Source organism: Sodalis glossinidius str. 'morsitans' (genome assembly GCF_000010085.1).
Taxonomy (GTDB): domain Bacteria; phylum Pseudomonadota; class Gammaproteobacteria; order Enterobacterales; family Enterobacteriaceae; genus Sodalis; species Sodalis glossinidius.
In genome coordinates this window covers 2,234,126-2,257,066 of record NC_007712.1, presented here as the reverse complement: position 1 = coordinate 2,257,066, position 22,941 = coordinate 2,234,126, and the positions used below count along the sequence as shown (strand labels likewise).

Here is a 22,941-nt window from a genome sequence, read left to right as displayed (position 1 = left end):
TTACGGACGAAAGGGGCGTGACATCAAGTAGCGCTTCAGCATTTCACGCGGATTTTCCGTGTCCCCAGCGTCGGCGTATAGATGCCGCTTTTGGTGAAGGACTGGATATTCAGCAGGCGGCCACTACTGAGAGTATCAGCGAGCGCCTTCACCGCCTTTGGCGTCGCAGCCAGCGTCTCGCTGTCGCTGTCTATGGCGCTGCTAAGCTGGGTGATGCCCGCAACTGTTGTGCTGGCATTCACGATACGCGGCACAAGGCCACTGCCGTCGCCAATAATCTCCCTCGACTCACCCTTGGGCACCACAACACCCGCTCCCGCTTTCGTGCGACAAATCAGCGAGCCACTGCCCGTGCATTGATTCACCACCGTCCAGCTCGTCTGCCACGCGGGGAAAATGACCGCCATATTGGCCTTCAGCTCACCTGTAAGCACGATACGCACCTTGGCCGACTGTAACGTGGTCAGCGTCACATCCGCCTTTACCAGCCCGGATAGCGTGGCAATACCGTAGTTTTCTGCCGGTACCCTGCCCGTCAGCCGGTCGTCTGCCACCTCGGGATTATCCAGATTGTTATTGTTATCGACGGTGTTCAGCCAGAAACCGCTGTTCTCCACGTTCGGGATTTTCGCACCGGCAGGATAACCGCCGATGGCGTTGGCAAACGCCGCATCAAACGGGTAACCCGCCCCGGCATTGGCCCAGCGACCCATCGCCGAGAGTTCATTGAGGATACCGTTAAAGTCCTTGCCGCTGGGCGGAATGCCGCCCGAGACTTTGGGCACCATCGTTTCCGGCGGAAAGCCCAGACTCAGCGAGGCCTCGCCGCTGCCGGTTTTGCTTTCCAGCGGGATATCACGCTTGTTGCCGTTCTGCCCGAACGGTATCGCGTGTTTGGTGGGGGTATGGCTGGATTTCATGTAAACTCCCATAAAAAACCTGTATGTCGCAGGTCATTCAGTAAAAGGTGCCCTCATCCATCGTATAGGTGTCTGCCGCAAAGCCCAGATTGAGCGTCGGCGCAATGATAAATCGCACCTCTACCCCGCTCGGTACCGGCACAATGCCAGCGTTTTCAGTATCGCCAGGTCAGACGGCGTCGGCGGAAACTCGAACACAATGTTCATGGCCATATCCCACCCGTCAGTGCAGTACACCTTGCCCCGGTCAGTAAACAGAATGCGCAAAAAGCGGTTAACCGACGGGATAGTGGCATCGGTAATATTGCTAAAGGCTTTTGCCCGTATCAGCTTGCGGTAGGCATCATCGGTTAATCTGACCACCGATGAGGGTTGCAGCCCGGCATAAAACGGTGACACATCGAACGGCTGCGGGTAGCCGTCAATGGCGGTGATTTCAACTTCGTCAAAGCCCAGATAATCCGGGGTATCTTCCACCGTCAGATAACGCGACACGCCGACAATTTTTCCCCAGATATCCAGACCATAGGTTTGTGCCGTCTCGATATCCCATAACGCCGTTAAAAAGGTGTCGGTAAAGCGCTCGAGACTGACGGCCTGCTCAAAGGTGGCTATCACAGCGTTTAACGCCAGTGATGCTGCATACTACGCCTGTATCGTCTTCAGGTAGTTCAGCCGTCACCACCTGAATAGCCGTCTCTGACGTCACCGGCACCTGGTCAATACCCAGCGTCACCCCCGACGACCAGTGCTGAGCGTCCAGTGATAGCTCTATCACCGCGATATTCAGCCTGACCGGGTCAGCGGCGGCACACCGGCATAAAACCGCCCGGCAGGGATAAGTGCCCCGATGGTCGCCGCGGCGTTGATATCGTCCTGCCCGGTAAATGATTTCCGCTTCGCTGCTGGCTATCTGCCCCTGTGGCGTGGTCAGTTCACGACTCATGCTACTGCCCAGCGCAGCATCAAAATCCGCCAGGCGACCCGCCAGCACATCGGCAATATCGGGAATAGCCAGCCCCGCTTCGGTGAGGGTGACGCCCGGTACCACAGTCGTTAAGGTTTTCTCGTTCATAAAGACACCTGGCTGCTTTCTCCATTCGTATCGATCACCGCGATAACGCCGCTGGCCCCGCGCTTATCACGATGGGCTATGACGGTGGCTCTGGCCTGCGCCACGTAGGGCAGTCTCATCGCCTGTTGTTCAAGCTGCGCCTGGATAAAGGTGGTCGTGGTGGGCTTACCCAGTATTTCACTCATCCACGGTATGCCAAGCTTGTCATTGAACCACACCTCGCCCAAAAACGTTTTACAGGCGCTCACCACGTCCTGTGCTACTGCGACCGCCTCGGACACCGTGGCAAGATGACCGGCCCCGTCCAGCGTAAGATCCCACGTCTGTGAATGCAATTTCAGTGACTGTGTTAGCATGCTTACTCCGTCGGATTATCAGGCGGTGCAGACGTGACGCGACTGCCGCCGCTCTCCACACCCTGAACGTCGTGCCGATGGCGGTTAAAATGGTCGCGCAAGTCTTTGAGCGACACGCTATTACTACCAGAATGGTCAACGATATCACCCGTGAAGGCCGCCAGCCGCGTATCGATGGTCACCCCTTCCGGGGGGGCCTTGAGGGTGGCATGGCGGCACCGAGACATTGACCGGATTGGGGTAACGATATTGATCGCGTTTTTCGCCAGCTCCAGATATTGCGTCGGAAAGGCATTCAGCAGACCGCCCAGATAAACACCGTCCGTGCGCGAGTGGCGACGCTGGCTACCCGCCAACGCCCCCCGGTGGTTGGCGACAACCAGGCTGATATCCCGGTTACAGGCGGCAAACAGCCCGATATCCCCCGGCTCCGGATTCATAGATGATGGCACTCCCGCCACATTGCCAGCGCAGGAAACGGACACCGTAGACCGTGCCGTGCGTTATCGGTTTGCCCTCGGGATCGGTGCGATTAACCAGCGGGATCACATCGACGGTTTGTACCGCCGGATCACAGGCATTGACGCATGCCAGCTCAATAAACACCTTACCGGTCAGCATTTTTTCAATCATAAATTCAATACTGCCCGCATCGCTATTGCTGTATTCCGCGCGGATATACGGCGTTGTCATCGGTGACACTCTCCTTGGTTGCTTGGCAGACCGTTTGCCACACCCCGCCTTCGCTCCAGGTGGTCAGAACATGATCGGCGGCAAAAATAATGTAGTTGCCTGTGGCATTCGGTAATGCAGTCTCAAGATAAACCGCCCTGCCCACACTCAGCATCGGGGAGTAGACGGTATTAAACAGGATCCCGCGGGGGGTAAAGACCGGGTAACCAATCAGGCCATGTGCCGGGCTGATGTGCGGACGCAGGCCATCACGTTGTTTTACCCAGGCATGAAACGTATTCTGCTCATCCACAAAGGCGCTGAGGCGGTAATCGAGACAGATCCAGATAAAGGCCGTTGGGCATTTGAAACAGGCGGATAAGGCAGGATTGCCCCGCCAGCCCTACGGTAAACTGTTGGGCTTTCAGGGGGCTAAGTGACATCTCCAGCATCAGAAAAGTCCTTGCGCGATAGCGTGAATATCTTGACGAAGGGCGTTGCCGGTGGCGCTACCGACCGCCTGCGGCGATTGCCCGACCGTCTTGAGTGCGCGGGTATTGCCCGGCGCGGGAACAGGCTGTCCGCTGCGTGGTACCGCTTTCACCGTATCCAGGCTCACACTACGGGTATTACCGGGTACCGATTCAGTGACCGCACTGGCACTCTTCGCCGTGGCATTGGCGGCAGGGCGGTTACGCGTCGCCGGGGAGGACAGCACGACCTCTGTCGCCTGTATCACCTCCTGAAAAAACAGATCCACGACCAGCAAGGTGACGCCGTTTCTTGCTGTCACGCTGTAGTCCTTGCCCACCAGATCATAGCTGACAAACGTTTCTTTCGGTGTTTCAATATCGTACAGATCGGTATTGGCGATCATGTCGTCGATGGCCGCCAGGATATCGCTTTGGCTGGTCAGCGTCAGGTTAGCCAGATTCGGTATTGAGCCGGCATATCCGGTAAAGCCGTTAATCGCCACCCTGACCGTCAGCTTGCCGGGCGATTGGATCTTGTTGAAGGCACCGTACTGGCCTTGGGCCACGGGTGCAGTAAGAATGCTTGCCCCTTTGGTGGGCTGCAGCGCCACGACGCCATCAAACCCTAATGCATTTTCTGACGTCTTATGCTTTAGAATACGGTAAGACGCCCCGACGATACTGTTGATGATACTGAGTGGACTGCCACCGCCCAAGGCATTGAACAGGGTGGCGGCATTGATATTCAGCCTATTGCGATTAACGAACGCCATAGGGCCCCCTTTACGGCATGACGCCGCTGATATACGGCGCGGTCAGCTGCGATTGGCGCGCCTTTTGCTGTATCTGCTCGAGCAGCACATCAGCCTGTGCCGTGTTCGTCGTCACATTTACGTTCTGGATATGATTTTCCGTTACGGTATGGCTGACACGCTGGCTATGATTGACCGTCTGCGCCTGTTGGAGAGCGCGTTGCTGCTGCGGGTAGTACGCTGCCATCTGCGGATTGTCGGTACGACTGTCTGCTACCGCCTTGGCAAGGGTCAATGCGTCATAAGGGTTAGTGCCGTTTTCATGCCGAATAATGGCCGACACCAGTTTTTGCATCACGGCGTTATCATTAAGGTCAAGTCGCGTATGTGCCTCAACACCTAGCGCCTTGGACACCTGCGCAATATAGGCGACGGTATTATTTTCACCGGCCGGTGCCCACGTAGAGATAATATCGTTAACGGTGCGCAATGGCCGCCCGGTGGTTTGTCCGCTGTAATAGCGCATCAACTGTCCCGATAGCGCCTTGATCCCCGTGTAGGGTGTCTCGAAGATGGCATAGCGCCCATCACTCCCCGTCGCCCCCTGCTGCCCCCTAAACTCAATGTTGCCGGGATTGTTGTTGCGGATCCCCCTCGATAGGCGAGCAGACTGTGCATGCTGTGCAACCTGAGCGCTATTTACCGCCAGATTGTGATGTTTCAGCCGTGCAAGCTCACGCATCTCTTCGCTTTGTGTGGCGATCCCGCCATAGTGTCGTCCGTCTTTTAATGCCTTGAGTCGCTCGCGCCGGTTGCCGTGAGGGCCGCTCCGAGGGCCCCTGCCCTACCAGCAGCCCCCGCCGCGCCACCCGTCAATAATCCTTTTGCTTTGACCGCTACCCAGGCTGCCAGCAGCAGCTTCATGGCATTTTCCGCACCGCCGACCGCCGCCGTAAAGTCCTGGATGCCTGCCGCGCCTGATTTGAAAAAGGCCGCAATATCATCGCCATGATCGGCAACATATTTAATCAGGTCTTTCAGTATGGGCATCAGCGCTTCGGCTATCGGAATAATGGCGTCGTACGCCTGCAGGCTTAAAATCCCCATCTGTTGCTTCAGATCTTCGAGCTGGGCATTGACCCGTTGCGCCTGGGCAATCAGCGCGGGGGTCAAACGTGAATTACGGGTAAATGTGCTGGCGTTACGGTCAAATGTCTGGTCGCTCATGCTGCGTTGCAAGCCCGCGTCGAGTCCGAGCCGGTTAGCGTATTGCAGACGCAGATCGGCGTTTTTGAGCGATCGCAATGCCTGGCCAACACGCGCGAAGGCCTCATCTAAGGCCTCATCTGGCGATGTTGCACCGATAATGTCTACCCCGGTGACGCCCTGTAACTGTGATAACGCCAGCGTATAGTCATTGACATCCGTAATACCGGCACGTAGCCATGCCTGTGAATCGCGCAGTTTTTTTAGCTGCGTCATCACTGCGCCGGTACTGCTGCCGGCGGCTTCTGCGGCACGAGACAGCCCATCAAGACGTTGTGCCGGGATAGCCAGATAGGCGGACTGGTTTCCCAGCTGGGTCAGGTTGCACGATATGCCGCCCAGCAGGCCCGTTATGCCGCCAAGCGTCAGGGAAGCGCCAAAGAAACCCAACGCCGCCTTGGATAGCGCAGAAAAGGCATTGACCCCCTCCCGCCCACTGACAGCCACCTGTTTACTGAGCACACTGACCTGTTTTCCACTGTGTACCGTGTGTTTATCCAGATCATCCAGGGCAATGACGATTTTCTTTTTGTTGTTAAGAAAATCGCGGGCGTCTACCCGGTAGACATAGACATACTCATCGACGTCCATGGTTGACCTCGCTGTAATGCTGCCAGGCAGCGTGGTTATGGCTTTCCACCGCTATCATTTCCAAAAAATCCCACAGATCTTTCACGCTGTAATCCTGCTGCAGCTCAATTAAGCGCGCTTTACCTGAACGCACCACGGCGGCGATATGCGGGGAGATATTGCGGGTCGTGACCAGTGACGGGGGACTGCCGCCGTCTCTCAGGCAGGGGTAGTCGATTCAGCAGCGACGGTTAAAAAATCGAAATTGAGCCTGAAAACGTTATCTTTAAGCGCGCGAAGGGTGGAAATCTCCTCAAAATCATTATCAGGATCTAGTGCCCGCTCTATCACCTTGCCCTCATGCTTAATCCGTATTTTCACCGTGGACAACAGTCGCTGGCTGATAAGCCTGGCCGCTTCACGATCTGCATTGGCAAGGGCCGCCAGGCCGACTGTCGCCAACCCCGCCGTGCCCATCTGCACCACCTCGGGCGGAATGCTGTAAAAACGTGACTGGCCCATGACTCTGAACATCTCTTCAGCCAAATCTTCGCCCGCCACGGCGGACATTTCGGTGATGATAAACACCTTCCCGCATCACGGTTTTGCTCTTTCACGACATACTCATGTGTTTTTCGCATTACAGGGCACTCCGGGTCACCGACTCAAAATGAAAAACGGCCTGGCGCGCGCCAAGAATACGTTGCCCTACAGGGGCTGGGGGCCAGGAATACAGCACCCCGTTAACGAAGCTGTATTTGGCTTCCAGAGCCGGTATGGACAAGATGGCATTACAGGCGAAATGACAGCGCCAGAATTGAGGCCTGCACATCCGCAACCGCCTGCTCGCCCACCAGATTTAATGCCGTATCGGTGTCTACGCCGGCACGTAACGCCCGAGTACAGGTGCGCACCCAGTCCACCTGATGTTCAGCGATGGCAATATGGAAAAAAGGGCGTGGAGGCTGCCTTTTCTCCGGTCGTCCTACCTCATTCGTATAAACCACCACCGGCACCGACGTGCCATCAGGGTAGGCCGCGCCTGCGGCAAAGCCCACTTTCAGTACCCGTGACTGAAGCCGCTTTTCCTGCGCGTCAAGAAGTGCTTTCATCTTACGCAACCTGCCCCTCCTGTTTCGCCGGGGAAATAGGCAAACAGTCGGTAGGGTTTGGTCAGCTGCCAGAAGAGTTGCCCATATTCGCTCTGCATATACCAGACGGCGTCAAAGGGCAGTCCAGTGCCGATATCAAAAGAGACGCTGACGCTGCACTGCCGATACGTCCCACCGCCCCTTCACCACCGTGACCGTCCGCATCACCATAGCGGCCATAGGCCAGGTGGGCCAGGTGGGCCAGGTGGGCCAGGTGGGCCAGGTGGGCCAGCAGCAAATACAGCAGGCGCTCGCGTTTATCGAGGTTGGATTCGAGCGAAAAGTCGCTGTTATCAAACCCCATACAGGCCAGCTCAAAAAGGTAAACGAGTGCGTCATTGGTAACATTGCTAAAGCGAGGATACCACGCCCGAAATCGGGGGATATCAAGCGTGACCGACACCATATTACACACGCTCCGTGACGACAGCACCTTTACCATCACCATCGCCGTCTTTCGGCACCACCTGCTCCATGCCGGTTTTTACGCCTTTGCGTTCACGGGTAACATCATGAATGGCGTTTTCGGACTTGATTTGAAAAATCAATCCCTTCTGGACATAAGGCGCGGCGGCGTAAAGCCCCAAAAATGTGTCGAACCACTCAGCATCGACATCACGGGTAATACCACAGCCATTCACACCGAAGGGCGTAAACACCCCCTCTTCGGATTTAACACCGTGGCTGGCACCGCTAAAGGTTACGCGGACGCCATCAACCGTAACGCTAAGACCGTGTGGCAGGCGGCATCCAACAATGATTTTTTGTGCCATGATTAAATCCCCAACATCTGAGCAAACAGCATCGGCTGTGTGATGACGGTACCAAAGGTTCCGGCGGAAACTTTCTGCTCCCAGCTTGACGGCTGGGTGATGACCGGATGCGCGCGGTATTTCTCCGAGAAGGCCACATAGCATGCGGCTGGCCACCCCATTCCGGCAGGAACATCTGCATCAGTTCACCGGCATCGGTACTGAACTGCGGGGCAGTTTCAATCACCAGATTCAGGAAGGCTTTCTTAATCATGTCTTCCAGCGAGGTGTTGAAGCTTTCATTAGCGCTTTTCAGGTAGACCGACGCCTGGTTAGAAAGCACCAGTTTTAACGGCGAAGCCATATCTACCCCATCCCCGACAGCACCGTGAGTGCGGCCGACCAGATCGCCGTACAGCGCCAGAATATCGTTATAGCGCTCCTGGATGGTTTTATCTTTCCACTGCGTTTTCTTACTGGCATTCGCCACGGGGGTAATCGGCGTGGGCAGGGACGGATCATTGAGCGCACTGTGGTTCACGCCTGAAACGCCGTAGAAAGAGAACTTGTTGCGCACGATATTCAATGTGTTGGCAATGGCATTCTGCTTTTCAGCCACATAATTAACTAGTGCCAAACCGTAACATTCCCTCTTCATTAAGAAGTTCAGATGTAATTCACAGAAATATAGAAGACTACTTTAAAGCCAACGACTTTTACTATGATAGGAAGAAAAAATTCTATAAAAACTCAGGGAAGCCAGTATCAAAAATAATAAGCATTGCTTACTTAGCACAATCAATGATGGCCATATTTTTACTCAAACCAGACACCGCAAGAGCTCGACCATCTACATTGCTCAATTCTGATGTTGAATATAAAAAGATTTTTAGTCGGGACATTAATATTGATATTTATCTAAAAGTGACATTAATCATTAAAACCACAGAAGCATTTTTAAAGAGTAATTCAGAAAAGTTCACTCTCGATACTAAGACAATAACAAATATTAAGTTTTACGTTGCGATGGTTACGGCAATCAAGCTCCTTGGTACAAAGGAAAAAATAATTGATAATTTATCATCTATTTCTCGTATAAACATAAAAGATGATATTTTACTCGAAAGTTTAGACATTGTTTTAGAAGAGTTTAATCTTTTAGGAAGTGATGATAAAACAGCCAAAGGCCCTTCGCTTACTCTAGCAATTCTTAAGTCGGTCTAGTTTTGACATCCTCCCCGCTCTGAAAGACGGGGCTTTACGGCGCACTGAGTAAGCTTCATATACATCCCTCCCTGTCCTAGTGACATATCATTCCGACAAATGGAGGATGTCAACCTGGAAACAGTTATCTACACATCCACCTTACTGTTGGGGAATAGCAGCAACCCTCGCCGCCTGAGAGGGTCAACAAAGCAGGCACTTAACACGACAGGCGGGGACATTTTCAGCGAGGTAATCATTTAATAACCGGAGAATAGTCGATGTCCATGATTTCTATTTTTGGCGATGACGGCATATGCTTAAAAAACATTACCGCCAACATAAAGTTCGATATTGCTGAATTAAAATACGAAAATCGTGTAACAGTAAGTTGGCCTTAGATAGGCGAAGTTAGCCCGAGAATTGCTAGAGAATTTGCGCGTGAAATTATACGTGTGGCCGATGAGATAGAAAATAAGCTTGAGGAAATCAATAGACTCAGTCTGTAAGCTCATAGCGTCGTCAACATTACCACGGAGACCACCATGCAAAAGCTCATTGACGAATTCGACCGCCTGATAGCGCCGGGGACGATTGTTACTAATATAATCCTGTCTGGCTTTGTAGACAACTACGGCGATATAATGCAATAGAATGATAATCCTGAATTTTTTAGCGTCTATATCCGAGGCTACGACGGCTTGCTACAGGCCATCGGCGACTTCTTCGACCGTGAGGATGCACTCGCTTATGCAGCAAGGATGGTTGAGAAATATTAGGCTCCACTTACGGACAATACCTGATTACCATTAAACGATTAGGAGCATTAAATAGATTTATGGCAGATGATATCGATTTAGACAGCCAACACGAAGAAGCTTTCCGCCAACACCAGATTGCCCATTATCGAGAAGAGGAATTACCCCTAACCGGTCGTTGCTATAATTGTGAAGACCCAGCCGAGGGTAATTTCTGCTGCAAAGAGGCTTTGTTGAATAAATCAGAACTTGTGTGACTACGCACCCCCTAGCAGATCGATTGTTATGCGATCCGGATGCTGTTCGGCATTCCTAACAGCGTCATTTTGTTAAGCGCTTTGACCATCTCCATTGCCTCACCTACCTGCGCATCATAGTCACGCAGACTTAGATGATCGCCCACTTGCTTTTTCCATACATCGTTACTGCCGCTTAGACGCTGACTCGCAACGGCGTAGTTACGCTCATGGTATCGGTCTAGCCAATATTGCGCCCCACCTCGTGGAGGAATAAGAGGCCTTATTTTCTTCCTCAGCAGAGCATCATGACAGTAGCGGGTATCGTAAGCGCCATCAGCTGACGCTTCCCTGATTTTCCGCTGGGTCTGGTTTATCAGAGCGGGTAGGGCCTGAGTATCCGTCGTACCGCTGAGCGATAAGTCAGCACAGATAATCTCATGCGTTACACTGTCTGCGGCCATATGCAGCTTACGCCACACCCTCCGTCTGTCGGCACCATGCTGTCGGACTTTCCATTCGCCTTCGCCAAAGACCTTCAGGCCGGTTCCGTCAATGACTAGAGGTGAGATTTCACCACGGGTCGGCGTTTTTATGCTAATCTTAACTGTCTTTGCTCGCTTGCTGATCAGCGAGTAGTCTGGGCATCTTAGCGGCAGCACCATCATCAGTTTAAAAATGGCGTCAACGAAGCCCTGTAAAGCCCTTACGAAAGGCCAAGTTTCATCATCAGAACAGTGGTGATAGCCATATCTGCGTAGTGAAGCGGCCGTTCAGGCGTTGTTTTTTCCGTCCATGCAACAACAGCCATATCGTCAGAGCCCCGCGCTGCTTGAGAGCTTTGTTGTAAGTGGACCAGTTGGTTATTTTAAACTTTTGCTTTGCCATGGAGTGCAGATGTTGAAATGACGGTAGTGATCTGAGCAGACGATCACCTAAACGTTATATTTATTCAACAAAGCCATTAAACAGGCGAAAACAGGCGAAAACAGGCATGATGCTTGTGTTCTCCGAGACAACCCGCATCGACTGTCTCAACTTATGCCTTTCTGATGTACTGAACCAGTTTAGGGCATTACACAACGGTGGAGCGCATATTGTCGCCGATGCAGGACACGAGCAATTTTCTGCGAAAACACTCTCCGCTGGATTTCGGAAAGCTCGCAAAGCATCTGGATTAACATGGGAACGTAACCCTCCCCCATTTCATGAAATCAGAAGTTTGGCAGCGCGACTTTACACCGATAAGAAAGGTAGGGATTATGAGCAAAAATTGCTAGGACATAATTCATCCGAGATGACCGATAAGTACCGGGATGTAAGAGGATCGAAGTGGGCTGAGATTGAGTAATTTCGATCGATAACTTGTAACCTACTGAATGAAAATGCTGATATTTTAATGGCGCTAACGGTATCATAGCGCCCTGGCCGGTAACAGCCTGCCATTGATCGGGGCGGACATGGGCGATTCCGGCATTTTCCACCCCTCACGGCCGGCAGTATCGGCGCGCTGGTAAGCTTTACCTGAAGCGTTTTTTAGAGCGCGGCCGGACAAATTTTATATTATGATTTTGAACTTCGCTGTTTTATTGGAGATCCCATGCGCACATTGTGGCGAATTATTTCCGGCCCGTTCAGATGGTGCTGGCATTTACTGAATTTCATCCGTGAATTTATTCTTAACGTATTTTTGGTGGTTCTCATCATCGTCGTCGGGATCTATTTACAAATGCGTCACACACCGCCGACGCTGGCAAAAGGCGCGCTGGTGATGGATCTGACCGGTACGGTGGTAGACAAGCCGGCCATGAATAATAAATTCCGTCAGCTTGGCCGCGAATTGCTGGGCGCTTCCAGCAACCGGCTTCAGGAAAATTCGCTGTTTGACGTGGTGGATACGCTACGCCAGGCGAAAGGCGACGCCAATATCACTGGGCTGGTCTTGTCGTTGAAAGATTTTGCCGGTGCGGACCAGGCTTCGCTGGAGTACATCGGCAAGGCGCTGCGCGAATTCCGCGATAGCAGTAAACCTATCTATGCCGTCGGCGACAGCTATAGCCAGGCGCAATATTATCTTGCCAGCTATGCCAATAAAATCTATCTCACGCCCCAGGGAGCGGTGGATTTACACGGCATAGCAACGAATAACCTTTACTATAAAACCTTACTCGACAAGCTAAAAGTCAATAGCCATATCTTCCGCGTCGGCACCTATAAATCCGCGGTCGAACCTTTCCTGCGCGACAATATGTCCGACGACGCCCGCGAAGCCGATAGCCGGTGGGTGGGTCAACTGTGGCAGCACTATTTGACGACGGTGGCGACCAATCGGCAAACCACGCCGGCGCAATTGTTCCCGGGCGCCCAGGCAATGTTGGATGATCTGCGCGCGGTCGAGGGCAATACTGCACAATTCGCGCTCAATAACAAATGGGTGGATGAAGTAGCGTCCCGCTCGGCGATTGACGCGGCCCTGACCAAGGCGTTTGGCTGGAACAAGCGCGACAAGGCGTTTAATGGCATCAGTATTTATGATTATCAGCCGGTGACGTCGACGCAACAGGGCGGTCAGATCGCCGTTATTTTCGCCAATGGCGCCATCATCGATGGTCCGGAAACGCCAGGATCGGTCGGGGGCGACACTACCGCCGACCAAATCCGCGATGCGCGCATGGATCCCGACATCAAGGCCATTGTCTTCCGGGTCAACAGCCCAGGCGGCAGCGTTACTGCCTCCGAGGTCATTCGTTCCGAGCTGGCCGCCGCGCGCGCCGCAGGTAAACCGGTGGTGATTTCTATGGGCGGTATAGCGGCGTCAGGCGGTTATTGGGTGTCCACTCCCGCCAATTACATCATCGCCAGCGCCAGCACCTTGACCGGGTCGATCGGCATCTTCGGGGTGGTTAATACCGTTGAGAACTCCCTCGACAGCATCGGCGTGCACACCGATGGAGTTGCCACTTCGCCGCTGGCGGATGTGTCGCTGACCAAAACGCTGCCGGCGGAATTCTCGCAGATGATGCAACTTAGCGTAGAAAACGGTTATCGCAACTTTATCACTCTGGTCGCGCAATCCCGCCACAAAACCCCAGAGGAGATAGACAAAATCGGCCAGGGCCATGTCTGGATTGGCAGCGATGCGGTTCAAAACGGGCTGGTCGATCGAGTGGGTGATTTCGACGATGCCGTCAGTAAAGCCGCTGAACTAGCGCAGTTGAAGCAATACCAATTGAACTGGTATCTGGATGATCCGGGCCTGTGGAATTTACTGTTCACGCAGACCAGCGCCTCGGTGTATGCCTTACTGCCGCAGCTTATCCAGTCCTGGCTGCCGGCGCCGGTCACCCAAGTGGTGGACAGGTTGAAGATGGATGCCGGCCTGGGCTTTAACTGGAACGATCCGCAAAATCGTTACGCCTTTTGCCTTTCCTGCGAGCAAATCTTGCGCTAGGGCGTTACCTGCGACCGTCCTGGTGCCCCGGACGCCGGGCCACCTGAAACAACGCCCCGCCGAGGCGATATGACTGTCGAGGCTGCCCTGACCAAGCTACATTTTTTACTTAGCCAGGCGTTGTCGGATCTGGCTATTCGCCGTCTTATGTAACAAGATCTGCGCGGTGAATTAAGTCACTTCGATGAATCTGGAGAAGGCCATGGCCAGAGCATTATTTTTAGTTGATTTACAACAGGATTCCTGCACCGGGGGGGGAGATGGTGATCGCCGTGGCCAATGCGTCGCTGGCGCTGTGCGTCCGGTGCGGGATACCCGTCGTTGCCAGCCAGGACTGGCACCCGCAGGATCATGGCAGCTTTGCCGTTAACGCCGGACAACAGATCAATACCCTTGGCACACTGGACGATCTGGCGCAAATCTGGTGGCCGGTTCACTGCGTGCAGAATACCGCGGGCGCGGCAGATTGACCGGCTGACCGTGATGGGACTGGCCACGGATTATTGTGTTAAATACAGCGTACTGGATGCGCTGCACTTAGGCTATGGCACCGAAGTGCTTACCGATGGCTGCCGGGGGGTCAACCTGCAACCGCAGGATGCGGGAGATGACGCGCCGCGGCGCCGAATTACTGACGCTGGATGCCTTTACGGCGCGTCTCACCGATGAGCTATATGCCTAACCCGTGGGCCGTACGCCTCGTTTGTTCCGCGCTTCATGCGCGTTCAAGATAGCAAGCCGCGCAAGTAATCCTAGACGCCGCCGGCAGCGTTGATCCCCGCTGAGCCGCCTCTGGCCGACTGCGGCGCGTTACACCTACCGGTTAGCTTGGCAAGGCTTAGACGGTGGCTGAGCCTCCTGCTCGGGGAAACGTCACCGGGGTTTAAGCACCTCGACGGTGGCGCTCTTCAATTCTTCCAGCAGGGCGCGCTTGCTCTTCATGGTAATCTGGCCGTCGGTACCAATACTCATGTGTTCAGGGTGGCTGTTATGGCGCGATTGCCACAGCATTACCATCTGCAAACAGTTGGCTTTCTGTTCCGGCGTCAACGCCATCCCATCGGGCCATTTGCCCAATTCCACGGCGGTCATCAACCGCTGATAAATTTCCGGCGTCATTGTCGCCAGTAGCGCTTCAACATCCATTACCGCACCCTTACTGTGGAATAATTAGCTGAATCGATAAATCTTAAGTTTCAGCCGGCGATTTCTTCACCGTTTTCCCCGTCCCGAAAACGCAGTGAGGCACTGTTGACGCAAAAGCGCGCCCCTGTCGGCTGCGGCCCGTCGGGAAATACATGTCCCAGGTGGGCATCACAGTTGCCGCAGCAGATTTCCACCCGCTGCATGCCGTGGCTATCATCATCGAGGTAGCGGATCGACTCGTCGCTCACCGGCTCATAAAAACTCGGCCAGCCGCAGCCGGAATCATATTTCGTTTCGGAATAGAATAGCGGCGCATGACATACCAGGCAATGGTACTGCCCAGTTCGCTTATTTTCCAACAGATTACCGCTGTAGGGCGGCTCGGTGCCCCGTTGTTGAGTGACATAACGCTGCATCTCGGTCATTGCTTCATCGGGTAATCTGGGGGGAGTATTATTGGCCATTGTTACGCTTCTCGGGCGATGGGTAGGTATGCTTTTTAGTACTACTATTATAACAAATAATTAACAACGCGGCAGGCAATTTTGGCGTAAACTCTACAAAGACACATTGTCGCCGCAGAAGTGTGATATCAATCACATATTGCAACCTGTCGCCGTTTATATTGGACCCTGCCATCCCCATATAGAAGATAACTGTGTTGAGTCAGTTGCGTACATATCGTGCGCTGAGCGGGGTCCGGATTGATTTGCCGCAACTATTGACACGATTCTGCTTGACGCTGCGCGAGGTTTTTGTAAATTTACAAGTAACCTTTTATTCATTATTAAATAGCTGGTGGAATATATGACTATCAAAGTAGGTATCAACGGTTTTGGCCGTATCGGCCGTATTGTTTTCCGTGCTGCGCAGGAACGTAACGACATCGAAATCGTTGCCATCAACGACCTGCTGGATGCTGATTATATGGCCTACATGCTGAAGTACGACTCGACCCACGGTCGCTTCAACGGTACCGTCGCCGTAGAGAACGGTCATCTGGTGGTCAACGGTAAAACCATCCGTTGTACCGCTGAGAAGGATCCGGCTAACCTGAAATGGGGTGACGTCGGCGTAGACGTTGTCGCTGAAGCCACCGGCATCTTCCTGACCGACGAAACGGCGCGTAAGCACATCACCGCCAGCGCCAAGAAAGTGGTACTGACCGGCCCGTCAAAAGATAACACGCCGATGTTTGTCATGGGCGTTAACCACAAAGCCTATGATGGCCAGGATATCATTTCCAACGCCTCCTGTACCACCAACTGCCTGGCGCCGCTGGCCAAAGTCATCAATGACAACTTCGGTATCGTTGAAGCCCTGATGACCACCGTTCACGCCACCACAGCTACTCAGAAAACCGTTGACGGCCCGTCCCACAAGGACTGGCGCGGCGGCCGCGGCGCATCCCAGAACATCATCCCCTCCTCTACCGGCGCGGCTAAAGCCGTGGGTAAAGTGATTCCCGAGCTGAACGGTAAACTGACCGGTATGTCCTTCCGCGTACCGACGCCGAACGTTTCAGTGGTCGACCTGACCGCGCGTCTGGAAAAACAGGCTTCCTATGAAGACATCTGCGCCGCCATCAAAAAAGCCGCCGAAGGCGAGCTGAAAGGCGTGATGGGCTACACCGATGAAGACGTGGTGTCCACCGATTTCAACGGTGAAAAGCTGACCTCCGTATTCGATGCCAAAGCAGGTATCGCGCTGAACGACAAATTTGTCAAACTGGTAGCCTGGTACGATAACGAAACGGGCTATTCCAATAAAGTGTTGGATCTGATCTCCCATATCGCCAACAAATAAGCGTGGTGACCAGATGACGAAAGGGCGGCAGCGATGTCGCCCTTTTTCTTTTACTCAGGAGGTATATCATGTCCGACTCTCTTCTTGCCTTGCCCGTCAAGCAAACGCTGTCGCCGTCGTTAACACTGCGCCAGCAGGATCAGTTGCTGCTGGTGGCGGTGGACCATCCGCAGGTGCGGGCGGCGATCACGTTGCAGGGGGCGCATCTTATCGCCTGGCAGCCCACCGGCGAGCAACCGGTGCTATGGTTAAGCGAGAAAAGCGCTTTTCAGGAAGGCCTGGCTATACGCGGTGGCGTGCCCATTTGCTGGCCCTGGTTTGGCAAGATCGCTACCCCGAATCATGGCTTCGCCCGTATTCTACCGTGGGAACTGAGCGATCACAGCGAGGACGGCCAACAGGTACAACTGACCTTTACCCTGCGCGATAGCACCCTGACCGAACCCTTTTTCCCCCACCCGTTCACGCTTAAAGCCCATTTTACGCTCGGGCAGACCTGCAGTATCGAACTGGTGGCCGAGGGTGAGTATCAGGCAACGGCCGCGCTGCACAGCTATTTCACCGTGGGAGCCATCGGCGATATCCACGTCAGCGGCCTCGGCGCCAACTTTATCGATAAGGTCAACGGCGCCTTGCCTGCCCAGCAACAGGGAGATTTGACCTTTTCCGGCGAAGTGGACCGCGTTTACACCGCGCCGGCGGAAACCAGCCTGATTCATGATCCGGTGCTGGGGCGGGTGATTGAAGTCCACCATCAGCATCATAGCGACGTCGTGTCCTGGAACTGTGGGCAATCGCTGTCGCAATCGATCGGCGATTTGGCTGATGACAGTTACCTGAGCTATGTGTGTGTGGAGACGGCGCGGGTCAATGCACCGCTTATCAGCACCTCCGCCACGCCGGCGCGCTTAAGGCAAACGCTGCGTCTGCGTAAGTCCTGAGCCGGCGCAAGCGGTAACCCGCAACAACGGGAGCGCGGCGCCCACGCCTTGCAACGCTGGCAGGAAGCTTAACCGCTAACGCGGCGCCGCGGTCGCGCCTAATTCCGCGGCAATGCTCTGCACGGCATCGTGGTGCAACAGCCCCTTGCGTAATTTGCCGGCCTGCACCAGCGGGCAATAGGCTACCACCGGCAGTTGGCGCTGGCGGCACCAGGGCAGCAGATCATATTCAATCCCCCACGAGGCAAGATGATACAGCACCTGGTCGGTCGTGCACGCTTCACCGCCCGGCACCGCCTCAAGCTCTTCCAGACCGGCGACATCGAGATTGGAGACGCCCCAGCGCAGGATTTTCCCGTCTTGCTGCAATCGAGCCATCGCTTCAACGGTCTGCGCCAGTGGGATCCCGCCGCGCCAATGGAGTAGATACAAATCCAGATGATCGGTTTGCAGCCGGCGAAGACTGTTTTCACAGGCGGTGACGGCTTTTTGCCCGCCGGCATTTTGCGGATACACCTTCGACACCAAAAACACCTCGTCGCGACGACCGGCGATTGCCTACCCTACTACCCGCTCCGAGCCGCCGTCGCCATACATTTCGGCGGTATCGATAAGCGTTAAACCTTCATCCAGGCCGCAGCGCAGCGCGCGCACCTCCTGTGCAATATCGCTGTTTCGCTCGCCCATATAACATGTTCCCTGACCGATGGCGGGCACGCTGTGCTCATCGGGAAATCGAATGTCGCTGGCGCTCAAAGTCCCCTCCTCAAGAAAATAGCATTAACCGTTTGCACAGCCTATGTGCAAACGGGTAGCATGCGCCCCATTTTAGTGTATATCATGCACCATCAAAAGCTGTAGGTGGTATCCACCCCGATAAGACCGATGGATTGTCTATCGGTCATCGGGCTATCTTTCGCTTCATCGCTCAGAAGCAAATATCGCGCCATCACGTAAGTGTGCCAACTCTGGGTAATGGCGTAATTCACGATCAGCTCCACATAGGGTGACCAGCCATCGTCGGCATGATACTCACGAAGACCACTGCGGCGCGATTCGTTGCGGTTCACGCCATAATAACAGTTGTTCTGGTCTTTGCTCGCCCACATGGCGCCACGCCCGGCAACAGGGTAAACCAGCCCTGCTGGATAGGGTACAGATAGGATAAATCGGCGGTGAAGCCATCGCTATTATCCAGCACATCGCCCAAATATTCCGCGCTCACTACCCCCCAATCCGCGGTATGGTTATAGCGCAGACCGGCCATGACCGTGGAGCGGCGTTTGTCCAGTGCTTTCATATCGTCATAATCATTTTTACTGGGTCGGAAATGCCAGAGCGCATAGACTGCCGTCACCGATAACTGGTTCTAAGTCGTCGGCCACGGCGGCAACCGGCGACAACAACCCTGCGGCTAAAACGAGGTTAAGCGGTTTAAGAGAATGCGTTTTCACGAATGTATGTTTCCCGTTAAGTAAAAATATGCGCATACTGTAGATATAAGATAAATGGTCGCGCGCGTAACCTACATTGGTTCATTTACAGAAATATATAATAACAAAATATTAAATCTATATATGTCCTTTACATATCTTGCGCAATGCGCAGCAGACCGCGTGAGACGGGGTGTACCCGATGAAACGTAAACTGAGTCATTGAAATCTCTTCAAAAAAAGGGTTGGCTACCATGACATTTGACGGATGCCAACTAAACTTTCTTGTAGAGAAGGATTAATCTGAGTTCAGTAGCATTAAAGTGCGAACAAGTTGGCATAGTGGTTGCTGTACTCAGTGAGCATCTTTTTTTCGGGAGCGGTTCTAGTATTATCTCTTAGCTCCCTTTTAACCTGTGCTAAACGTAAGGACGGGCATCGCTATGAATATATTTGACTATTACCGTCAGCGCTACGAAGCTGCAAAGGACGAAGAGTTCACTCTGCAGGAATTCCTCACGATATGTCACCAGGACCGCAGCGCGTTTGCCAACGCCGCTGAACGGCTGCTGATGGCCATCGGAGATCCTGTGATGATCGACACTGCTCAGGAACCTCCGCTCTCCCGCCTGTTTTCCAACCGTGTGATTGCCCGCTATCCGGCCTTTGAGGAATTCTACGGTATGGAAGAGGCCATCGAACAAATCGTTTCTTATCTGAAACATGCGGCTCAGGGATTGGAAGAGAAGAAGCAAATCCTTTACCTGCTCGGTCCGGTGGGCGGTGGGAAGTCGTCGCTGGCTGAACGCCTGAAATCGCTCATGCAGCGGGTGCCCATCTATGTACTCAGCGCCAACGGTGAGCGCAGCCCGGTCAACGACCATCCGTTATGCTTGTTCAACCCGCAGGAGGATGCGCATATTCTTGAAAAAGAATACGGTATTCCCCGGCGCTATCTCGGCACCATCATGTCGCCCTGGGCCGCCAAGCGGCTGCATGAGTTCGGCGGCGATATTACCCGCTTTAAAGTCGTCAAGGTCTGGCCGTCGATTCTGGAGCAGATCGCTATCGCCAAAACCGAGCCCGGCGATGAAAATAATCAGGACATTTCCGCACTGGTCGGCAAAGTGGACATCCGTAAATTGGAAGACCACGCACAGAACGACCCCGACGCCTACGGCTACTCCGGCGCGCTGTGCCGCGCCAACCAGGGGGTAATGGAATTTGTCGAGATGTTCAAGGCGCCAATCAAGGTATTGCACCCGCTGCTGACCGCCACGCAGGAGGGCAATTATAACGGTACCGAAGGCATCTCAGCCCTGCCGTTCAACGGCATTATCCTGGCGCACTCCAACGAATCGGAGTGGGTGCAGTTCCGTAACAATAAAAATAATGAGGCATTCCTTGACCGCGTGTATATCGTCAAGGTCCCTTATTGCCTGCGGGTTTCGCAGGAAATGAAGATCTACAGCAAGCTGCTCAGCCACAGTGAATTGTCGGAATCGCCCTGCGCGCCGGGCACTTTGGAAACGCTGGCGCGCTTCTCTATTCTGTCGCGACTGAAGGAGCCGGAAAACTCCAGCATCTACTCGAAAATGCGCGTGTACGACGGTGAAAGCCTGAAAGATACCGATCCAAAAGCGAAATCCTATCAGGAATATCGCGACTACGCCGGGGTCGATGAAGGGATGAACGGCCTGTCCACGCGCTTTGCCTTCAAGATCCTGTCGCGGGTATTCAATTTCGATCATACCGAGGTGGCGGCTAACCCGGTGCACCTGTTCTACGTGCTGGAACAGCAGATCGAGCGTGAACAATTCCCGCAGGACATCGTGAAAAAATATCTCGAACATTTAAAGGGCTACCTTATTCCGAAATATGCCGAGTTTATCGGCAAGGAGATCCAGACGGCCTACCTGGAATCCTATTCAGAATATGGTCAAAACATTTTTGACCGCTACGTGACTTACGCCGATTTTTGGATCCAGGACCAGGAATACCGCGATCCGGACACCGGTCAGCTGTTTGACCGCGAAGCGTTGAACGCCGAACTGGAGAAAATCGAAAAGCCGGCCGGCATTAGCAATCCGAAGGATTTTCGCAATGAAATCGTCAACTTCGTCCTGCGTGCCCGCGCCAGCAATAACGGCCGCAATCCGAACTGGACCAGCTATGAGAAGTTGCGTGTCGTTATTGAGAAAAAGATGTTCTCCAATACCGAAGAGTTGCTGCCGGTAATCTCATTTAATGCGAAGACTTCCACGGATGAGCAGAAAAAACATGACGACTTTGTGGATCGTATGATGGAAAAGGGATATACACGTAAACAGGTGCACCTGTTGTGTGAATGGTATCTGCGGGTAAGGAAATCGTCGTAACACACGGCGCGTAGACACTGTCGTCCGGAGGATATAATGGCCTATTTTATTGACCGACGACTTAACGGCAAAAACAAGAGCATGGTCAACCGCCAGCGTTTCTTGCGCCGTTATAAGTCTCAAATCAAACAGTCGATTGCCGGGGCCATCAATAAGCGTTCGGTTACCGATGTGGAAAGCGGGGAGTCGGTGTCGATTCCCAATACCGACATCAATGAACCCATCTTTCATCAGGGCCGGGGAGGCATGCGCCATCGGGTGCATCCCGGCAATGATCATTTCGTACAAAACGACCGCATCGAGCGGCCGCCTTCCGGAGGGGGCGGCAGCAGCGGTCAGGGTAGCGTAAGCCAGGATGGCGAAGGGGAGGATGAATTTGTCTTTCAGATCTCCAAGGATGAATATCTGGATCTCTTGTTTGAGGATCTGGCGCTGCCCAACCTGCAAAAAAATCAGCACAAGCAGCTCAACGAGTACAAAACCCATCGCTCCGGCTACACCTCAACCGGCGTGCTGGTCAATATCAGCGTTGTGCGTTCGCTGCAAAATTCGCTGGTCAGACGCACCGCCATGACGGCTGGCAAGCGGCGCGCCATCCGCCTGCTGGAGGCCGAGCTCGACCGGCTGGCCAACAGCGAGCCGGTGCAGTTGCTGGAGCAGGAAAAGATCCGGCAGGAAATTGCGGAACTGCGCCAGAAAATCGATCGGGTGCCGTTTATCGATACCTTCGATTTGCGCTACAAAAATTTCGAGCGTCGTCCGGAACCGTCCAGCCAGGCGGTAATATTCTGCCTGATGGACGTGTCCGGCTCCATGGACCAGGTCACCAAGGATATGGCGAAACGTTTTTATATTCTGCTTTATCTGTTTTTGAGCCGTACCTACAAAAATGTGGATATGGTCTATATCCGACACCACACCCAGGCGAAGGAGGTGGATGAGCATGATTTCTTCTATTCCCAGGAAACCGGCGGGACGATTGTTTCAAGCGCGCTGAAGCTCATGGAAGAGGTTATCAAGGAGCGCTATGATCCGAATCAATGGAACATTTATGCCGCACAGGCGTCGGACGGCGACAACTGGGCGGATGATTCACCCCTGTGCCATGATTTGCTGGCTAACCACCTGCTACCGTTGGTGCGCTATTACAGCTATATAGAAATCACCCGCCGGGCGCACCAGACCTTGTGGCGCGAATACGAAGATTTGCAGGCGCGATTCGACAACTTCGCCATGCAGCATATTCGCGATCAGGAGGATATTTATCCCATGTTCCGCGAATTGTTCCAAAGACAACTCAATGAAAGCCGGTAATCTTTCCGCAAACAGCCAGCCCGGTCCGACTGGCTGTTTATTCCCGCCGCGCACGCTCTATGCTATGAAACGAATCTCCTGCTGACAGTCACCTCTCCTGTACACCGTCAGGCCTGAGTTTACCCAGAAAGGCGGGCCGAGACGCGGCACGTCTTGCCCACCATGTCACTGGCCACAGGCTGGCGGATACGCACTGCCTTAATAGGATAAGCTGCTTGGGCTGACACGATTGACGTTTTTTGCCGGTTCCGCGCGATTTAGGTTCACATACTATTATTAATAGTATAT

The 22,941-nt window shown here is 53.7% G+C and carries 26 protein-coding genes and 4 pseudogenes; 9 read left to right on the top strand and 21 right to left on the bottom strand.

The window, feature by feature from the left end:
• Positions 1–35: 35 nt before the first annotated feature.
• The 16 genes from SGP1_RS11955 to SGP1_RS11890 all read right to left on the bottom strand — a co-directional run bounded on the left by SGP1_RS11955 (position 36) and on the right by SGP1_RS11890 (position 8,624).
• Entirely contained in the window at positions 36–920 is an 885-nt protein-coding gene (locus SGP1_RS11955) for a phage tail protein (RefSeq protein ID WP_050747602.1), read from the bottom strand.
• A gap of 120 nt (positions 921–1,040) precedes the next feature.
• Positions 1,041–1,538, bottom strand: coding sequence for a DUF2612 domain-containing protein (locus tag SGP1_RS11950; RefSeq protein WP_243465996.1), 498 nt, complete (start codon positions 1,536–1,538; stop codon positions 1,041–1,043).
• Positions 1,522–1,995, bottom strand: a complete 474-nt coding sequence (locus SGP1_RS11945) for a hypothetical protein (protein WP_011411185.1) — start codon at positions 1,993–1,995, stop codon at positions 1,522–1,524. The genes SGP1_RS11950 and SGP1_RS11945 overlap by 17 nt, the downstream gene beginning before the upstream one ends.
• Positions 1,992–2,351 (bottom strand): hypothetical protein, encoded by a 360-nt coding sequence (locus SGP1_RS11940; protein WP_041866939.1) that lies wholly within the window; start codon positions 2,349–2,351, stop codon positions 1,992–1,994. The genes SGP1_RS11945 and SGP1_RS11940 overlap by 4 nt, the downstream gene beginning before the upstream one ends.
• 2 nt (positions 2,352–2,353) lie before the next feature.
• A complete protein-coding gene (locus SGP1_RS27385) occupies positions 2,354–2,791 on the bottom strand; it encodes a hypothetical protein (RefSeq protein ID WP_050747601.1) in 438 nt (145 codons plus the stop codon).
• On the bottom strand, positions 2,748–3,044 hold the full coding sequence (locus tag SGP1_RS27380; protein WP_050747600.1) for a hypothetical protein: 297 nt from the start codon (positions 3,042–3,044) through the stop codon (positions 2,748–2,750). Before SGP1_RS27380 ends, SGP1_RS27385 begins: the two co-directional genes overlap by 44 nt.
• Positions 3,007–3,336 carry a hypothetical protein gene (locus SGP1_RS11930; RefSeq protein ID WP_041866938.1) on the bottom strand — a complete coding sequence of 110 codons (330 nt, stop codon included), beginning with the start codon at positions 3,334–3,336 and terminating at the stop codon, positions 3,007–3,009. Before SGP1_RS11930 ends, SGP1_RS27380 begins: the two co-directional genes overlap by 38 nt.
• Positions 3,329–3,475, bottom strand: coding sequence for a hypothetical protein (locus SGP1_RS30765; RefSeq protein WP_158302381.1), 147 nt, complete (start codon positions 3,473–3,475; stop codon positions 3,329–3,331). The genes SGP1_RS11930 and SGP1_RS30765 overlap by 8 nt, the downstream gene beginning before the upstream one ends.
• A complete protein-coding gene (locus SGP1_RS11925) occupies positions 3,475–4,269 on the bottom strand; it encodes a hypothetical protein (protein ID WP_011411183.1) in 795 nt (264 codons plus the stop codon). Before SGP1_RS11925 ends, SGP1_RS30765 begins: the two co-directional genes overlap by 1 nt.
• A 10-nt stretch (positions 4,270–4,279) precedes the next feature.
• Positions 4,280–4,990, bottom strand: coding sequence for a hypothetical protein (locus SGP1_RS24055; protein ID WP_011411182.1), 711 nt, complete (start codon positions 4,988–4,990; stop codon positions 4,280–4,282).
• A 44-nt stretch (positions 4,991–5,034) separates the two neighbouring features.
• A complete protein-coding gene (locus SGP1_RS11915; protein WP_011411181.1) occupies positions 5,035–6,105 on the bottom strand; it encodes a hypothetical protein in 1,071 nt (356 codons plus the stop codon).
• 198 nt (positions 6,106–6,303) lie between these two features.
• On the bottom strand, positions 6,304–6,672 hold the full coding sequence (locus SGP1_RS11910; RefSeq protein WP_243465995.1) for a hypothetical protein: 369 nt from the start codon (positions 6,670–6,672) through the stop codon (positions 6,304–6,306).
• Positions 6,673–6,875: 203 nt separating this feature from the next.
• Complete coding sequence (locus SGP1_RS11905) at positions 6,876–7,205, bottom strand: hypothetical protein (RefSeq protein WP_011411180.1); 330 nt, start codon at positions 7,203–7,205, stop codon at positions 6,876–6,878.
• A 52-nt stretch (positions 7,206–7,257) separates the two neighbouring features.
• Positions 7,258–7,677, bottom strand: a complete 420-nt coding sequence (locus SGP1_RS11900) for a DUF4054 domain-containing protein (protein ID WP_243465994.1) — start codon at positions 7,675–7,677, stop codon at positions 7,258–7,260.
• Positions 7,643–8,008 (bottom strand): hypothetical protein, encoded by a 366-nt coding sequence (locus SGP1_RS11895; protein WP_041866936.1) that lies wholly within the window; start codon positions 8,006–8,008, stop codon positions 7,643–7,645. The genes SGP1_RS11900 and SGP1_RS11895 overlap by 35 nt, the downstream gene beginning before the upstream one ends.
• Entirely contained in the window at positions 7,962–8,624 is a 663-nt protein-coding gene (locus SGP1_RS11890) for a hypothetical protein (RefSeq protein WP_050747596.1), read from the bottom strand. The genes SGP1_RS11895 and SGP1_RS11890 overlap by 47 nt, the downstream gene beginning before the upstream one ends.
• Here SGP1_RS11890 and SGP1_RS11885 point away from each other — a divergent pair.
• Complete coding sequence (locus SGP1_RS11885; RefSeq protein ID WP_050747595.1) at positions 8,618–9,211, top strand: AIPR family protein; 594 nt, start codon at positions 8,618–8,620, stop codon at positions 9,209–9,211. The two genes, SGP1_RS11890 and SGP1_RS11885, sit on opposite strands and share 7 nt — an antisense overlap.
• Before the next feature lie 817 nt (positions 9,212–10,028).
• Complete coding sequence (locus SGP1_RS31420) at positions 10,029–10,205, top strand: hypothetical protein (RefSeq protein WP_166506638.1); 177 nt, start codon at positions 10,029–10,031, stop codon at positions 10,203–10,205.
• 26 nt (positions 10,206–10,231) lie between these two features.
• On the opposite strand, the pseudogene SGP1_RS11880 reads toward SGP1_RS31420, so the two are convergent.
• A pseudogene (locus tag SGP1_RS11880) lies at positions 10,232–11,072 on the bottom strand (IS5 family transposase).
• A 106-nt stretch (positions 11,073–11,178) separates the two neighbouring features.
• On the opposite strand from SGP1_RS11880, the gene SGP1_RS11875 reads away from it, so the two are divergent.
• The 3 genes and pseudogenes from SGP1_RS11875 to SGP1_RS25640 all read left to right on the top strand — a co-directional run bounded on the left by SGP1_RS11875 (position 11,179) and on the right by SGP1_RS25640 (position 14,304).
• Complete coding sequence (locus SGP1_RS11875; RefSeq protein WP_050747594.1) at positions 11,179–11,535, top strand: tyrosine-type recombinase/integrase; 357 nt, start codon at positions 11,179–11,181, stop codon at positions 11,533–11,535.
• A 249-nt stretch (positions 11,536–11,784) separates the two neighbouring features.
• Positions 11,785–13,635 (top strand): signal peptide peptidase SppA, encoded by a 1,851-nt coding sequence (sppA, locus tag SGP1_RS11870; RefSeq protein ID WP_011411178.1) that lies wholly within the window; start codon positions 11,785–11,787, stop codon positions 13,633–13,635.
• A gap of 202 nt (positions 13,636–13,837) precedes the next feature.
• Positions 13,838–14,304 (top strand): annotated as a pseudogene (locus SGP1_RS25640) (isochorismatase family protein).
• Positions 14,305–14,508: 204 nt separating this feature from the next.
• Here the strand turns inward: SGP1_RS25640 and SGP1_RS11860 are convergent.
• Together SGP1_RS11860 and msrB are read right to left on the bottom strand one after the other, a co-directional pair.
• The gene (locus SGP1_RS11860; RefSeq protein ID WP_011411177.1) at positions 14,509–14,781 is read right to left on the bottom strand and encodes a YeaC family protein; all 273 of its coding nucleotides are present in this window, start codon (positions 14,779–14,781) and stop codon (positions 14,509–14,511) included.
• A gap of 50 nt (positions 14,782–14,831) precedes the next feature.
• Entirely contained in the window at positions 14,832–15,245 is a 414-nt protein-coding gene (msrB, locus tag SGP1_RS11855; protein WP_011411176.1) for a peptide-methionine (R)-S-oxide reductase MsrB, read from the bottom strand.
• Between the two features lie 343 nt (positions 15,246–15,588).
• Between msrB and gapA the strand changes: the two genes are divergently transcribed.
• Complete coding sequence (gapA, locus tag SGP1_RS11850) at positions 15,589–16,587, top strand: glyceraldehyde-3-phosphate dehydrogenase (RefSeq protein WP_041866934.1); 999 nt, start codon at positions 15,589–15,591, stop codon at positions 16,585–16,587.
• A gap of 68 nt (positions 16,588–16,655) precedes the next feature.
• Positions 16,656–17,528 carry a D-hexose-6-phosphate mutarotase gene (locus tag SGP1_RS11845; RefSeq protein WP_011411174.1) on the top strand — a complete coding sequence of 291 codons (873 nt, stop codon included), beginning with the start codon at positions 16,656–16,658 and terminating at the stop codon, positions 17,526–17,528.
• A gap of 75 nt (positions 17,529–17,603) precedes the next feature.
• Here SGP1_RS11845 and SGP1_RS11840 read toward each other — a convergent pair.
• Together SGP1_RS11840 and SGP1_RS33420 are read right to left on the bottom strand one after the other, a co-directional pair.
• A pseudogene (locus SGP1_RS11840) lies at positions 17,604–18,284 on the bottom strand (aldo/keto reductase).
• Positions 18,285–18,376: 92 nt separating this feature from the next.
• Positions 18,377–18,828 (bottom strand): annotated as a pseudogene (locus SGP1_RS33420) (MipA/OmpV family protein).
• A gap of 576 nt (positions 18,829–19,404) precedes the next feature.
• Between SGP1_RS33420 and SGP1_RS11830 the strand changes: the two are divergent.
• Together SGP1_RS11830 and SGP1_RS11825 are read left to right on the top strand one after the other, a co-directional pair.
• Positions 19,405–21,339 (top strand): PrkA family serine protein kinase, encoded by a 1,935-nt coding sequence (locus SGP1_RS11830; protein WP_011411173.1) that lies wholly within the window; start codon positions 19,405–19,407, stop codon positions 21,337–21,339.
• A 36-nt stretch (positions 21,340–21,375) separates the two neighbouring features.
• Complete coding sequence (locus tag SGP1_RS11825; protein WP_011411172.1) at positions 21,376–22,653, top strand: YeaH/YhbH family protein; 1,278 nt, start codon at positions 21,376–21,378, stop codon at positions 22,651–22,653.
• Positions 22,654–22,941 lie beyond the last annotated feature (288 nt).

Coding starts and splice junctions, on each gene's coding strand:
- gapA (WP_041866934.1), top strand. CDS start 15,589: ATGACTATCAAAGTAGGTATCAACGGTTTTGGCCGTATCGGCCGTATT.
- SGP1_RS31420 (WP_166506638.1), top strand. CDS start 10,029: ATGGCAGATGATATCGATTTAGACAGCCAACACGAAGAAGCTTTCCGC.
- SGP1_RS11860 (WP_011411177.1), bottom strand. CDS start 14,781: ATGGATGTTGAAGCGCTACTGGCGACAATGACGCCGGAAATTTATCAG.
- SGP1_RS11955 (WP_050747602.1), bottom strand. CDS start 920: ATGAAATCCAGCCATACCCCCACCAAACACGCGATACCGTTCGGGCAG.
- SGP1_RS11940 (WP_041866939.1), bottom strand. CDS start 2,351: ATGCTAACACAGTCACTGAAATTGCATTCACAGACGTGGGATCTTACG.
- SGP1_RS11895 (WP_041866936.1), bottom strand. CDS start 8,008: ATGGCACAAAAAATCATTGTTGGATGCCGCCTGCCACACGGTCTTAGC.
- SGP1_RS24055 (WP_011411182.1), bottom strand. CDS start 4,990: ATGCGTGAGCTTGCACGGCTGAAACATCACAATCTGGCGGTAAATAGC.
- msrB (WP_011411176.1), bottom strand. CDS start 15,245: ATGGCCAATAATACTCCCCCCAGATTACCCGATGAAGCAATGACCGAG.
- SGP1_RS30765 (WP_158302381.1), bottom strand. CDS start 3,475: ATGCTGGAGATGTCACTTAGCCCCCTGAAAGCCCAACAGTTTACCGTA.
- sppA (WP_011411178.1), top strand. CDS start 11,785: ATGCGCACATTGTGGCGAATTATTTCCGGCCCGTTCAGATGGTGCTGG.
- SGP1_RS11830 (WP_011411173.1), top strand. CDS start 19,405: ATGAATATATTTGACTATTACCGTCAGCGCTACGAAGCTGCAAAGGAC.
- SGP1_RS11825 (WP_011411172.1), top strand. CDS start 21,376: ATGGCCTATTTTATTGACCGACGACTTAACGGCAAAAACAAGAGCATG.
- SGP1_RS11925 (WP_011411183.1), bottom strand. CDS start 4,269: ATGGCGTTCGTTAATCGCAATAGGCTGAATATCAATGCCGCCACCCTG.
- SGP1_RS11845 (WP_011411174.1), top strand. CDS start 16,656: ATGTCCGACTCTCTTCTTGCCTTGCCCGTCAAGCAAACGCTGTCGCCG.
- SGP1_RS11875 (WP_050747594.1), top strand. CDS start 11,179: ATGATGCTTGTGTTCTCCGAGACAACCCGCATCGACTGTCTCAACTTA.
- SGP1_RS11900 (WP_243465994.1), bottom strand. CDS start 7,677: ATGGTAAAGGTGCTGTCGTCACGGAGCGTGTGTAATATGGTGTCGGTC.
- SGP1_RS27380 (WP_050747600.1), bottom strand. CDS start 3,044: ATGACAACGCCGTATATCCGCGCGGAATACAGCAATAGCGATGCGGGC.
- SGP1_RS11915 (WP_011411181.1), bottom strand. CDS start 6,105: ATGGACGTCGATGAGTATGTCTATGTCTACCGGGTAGACGCCCGCGAT.
- SGP1_RS27385 (WP_050747601.1), bottom strand. CDS start 2,791: ATGAATCCGGAGCCGGGGGATATCGGGCTGTTTGCCGCCTGTAACCGG.
- SGP1_RS11945 (WP_011411185.1), bottom strand. CDS start 1,995: ATGAACGAGAAAACCTTAACGACTGTGGTACCGGGCGTCACCCTCACC.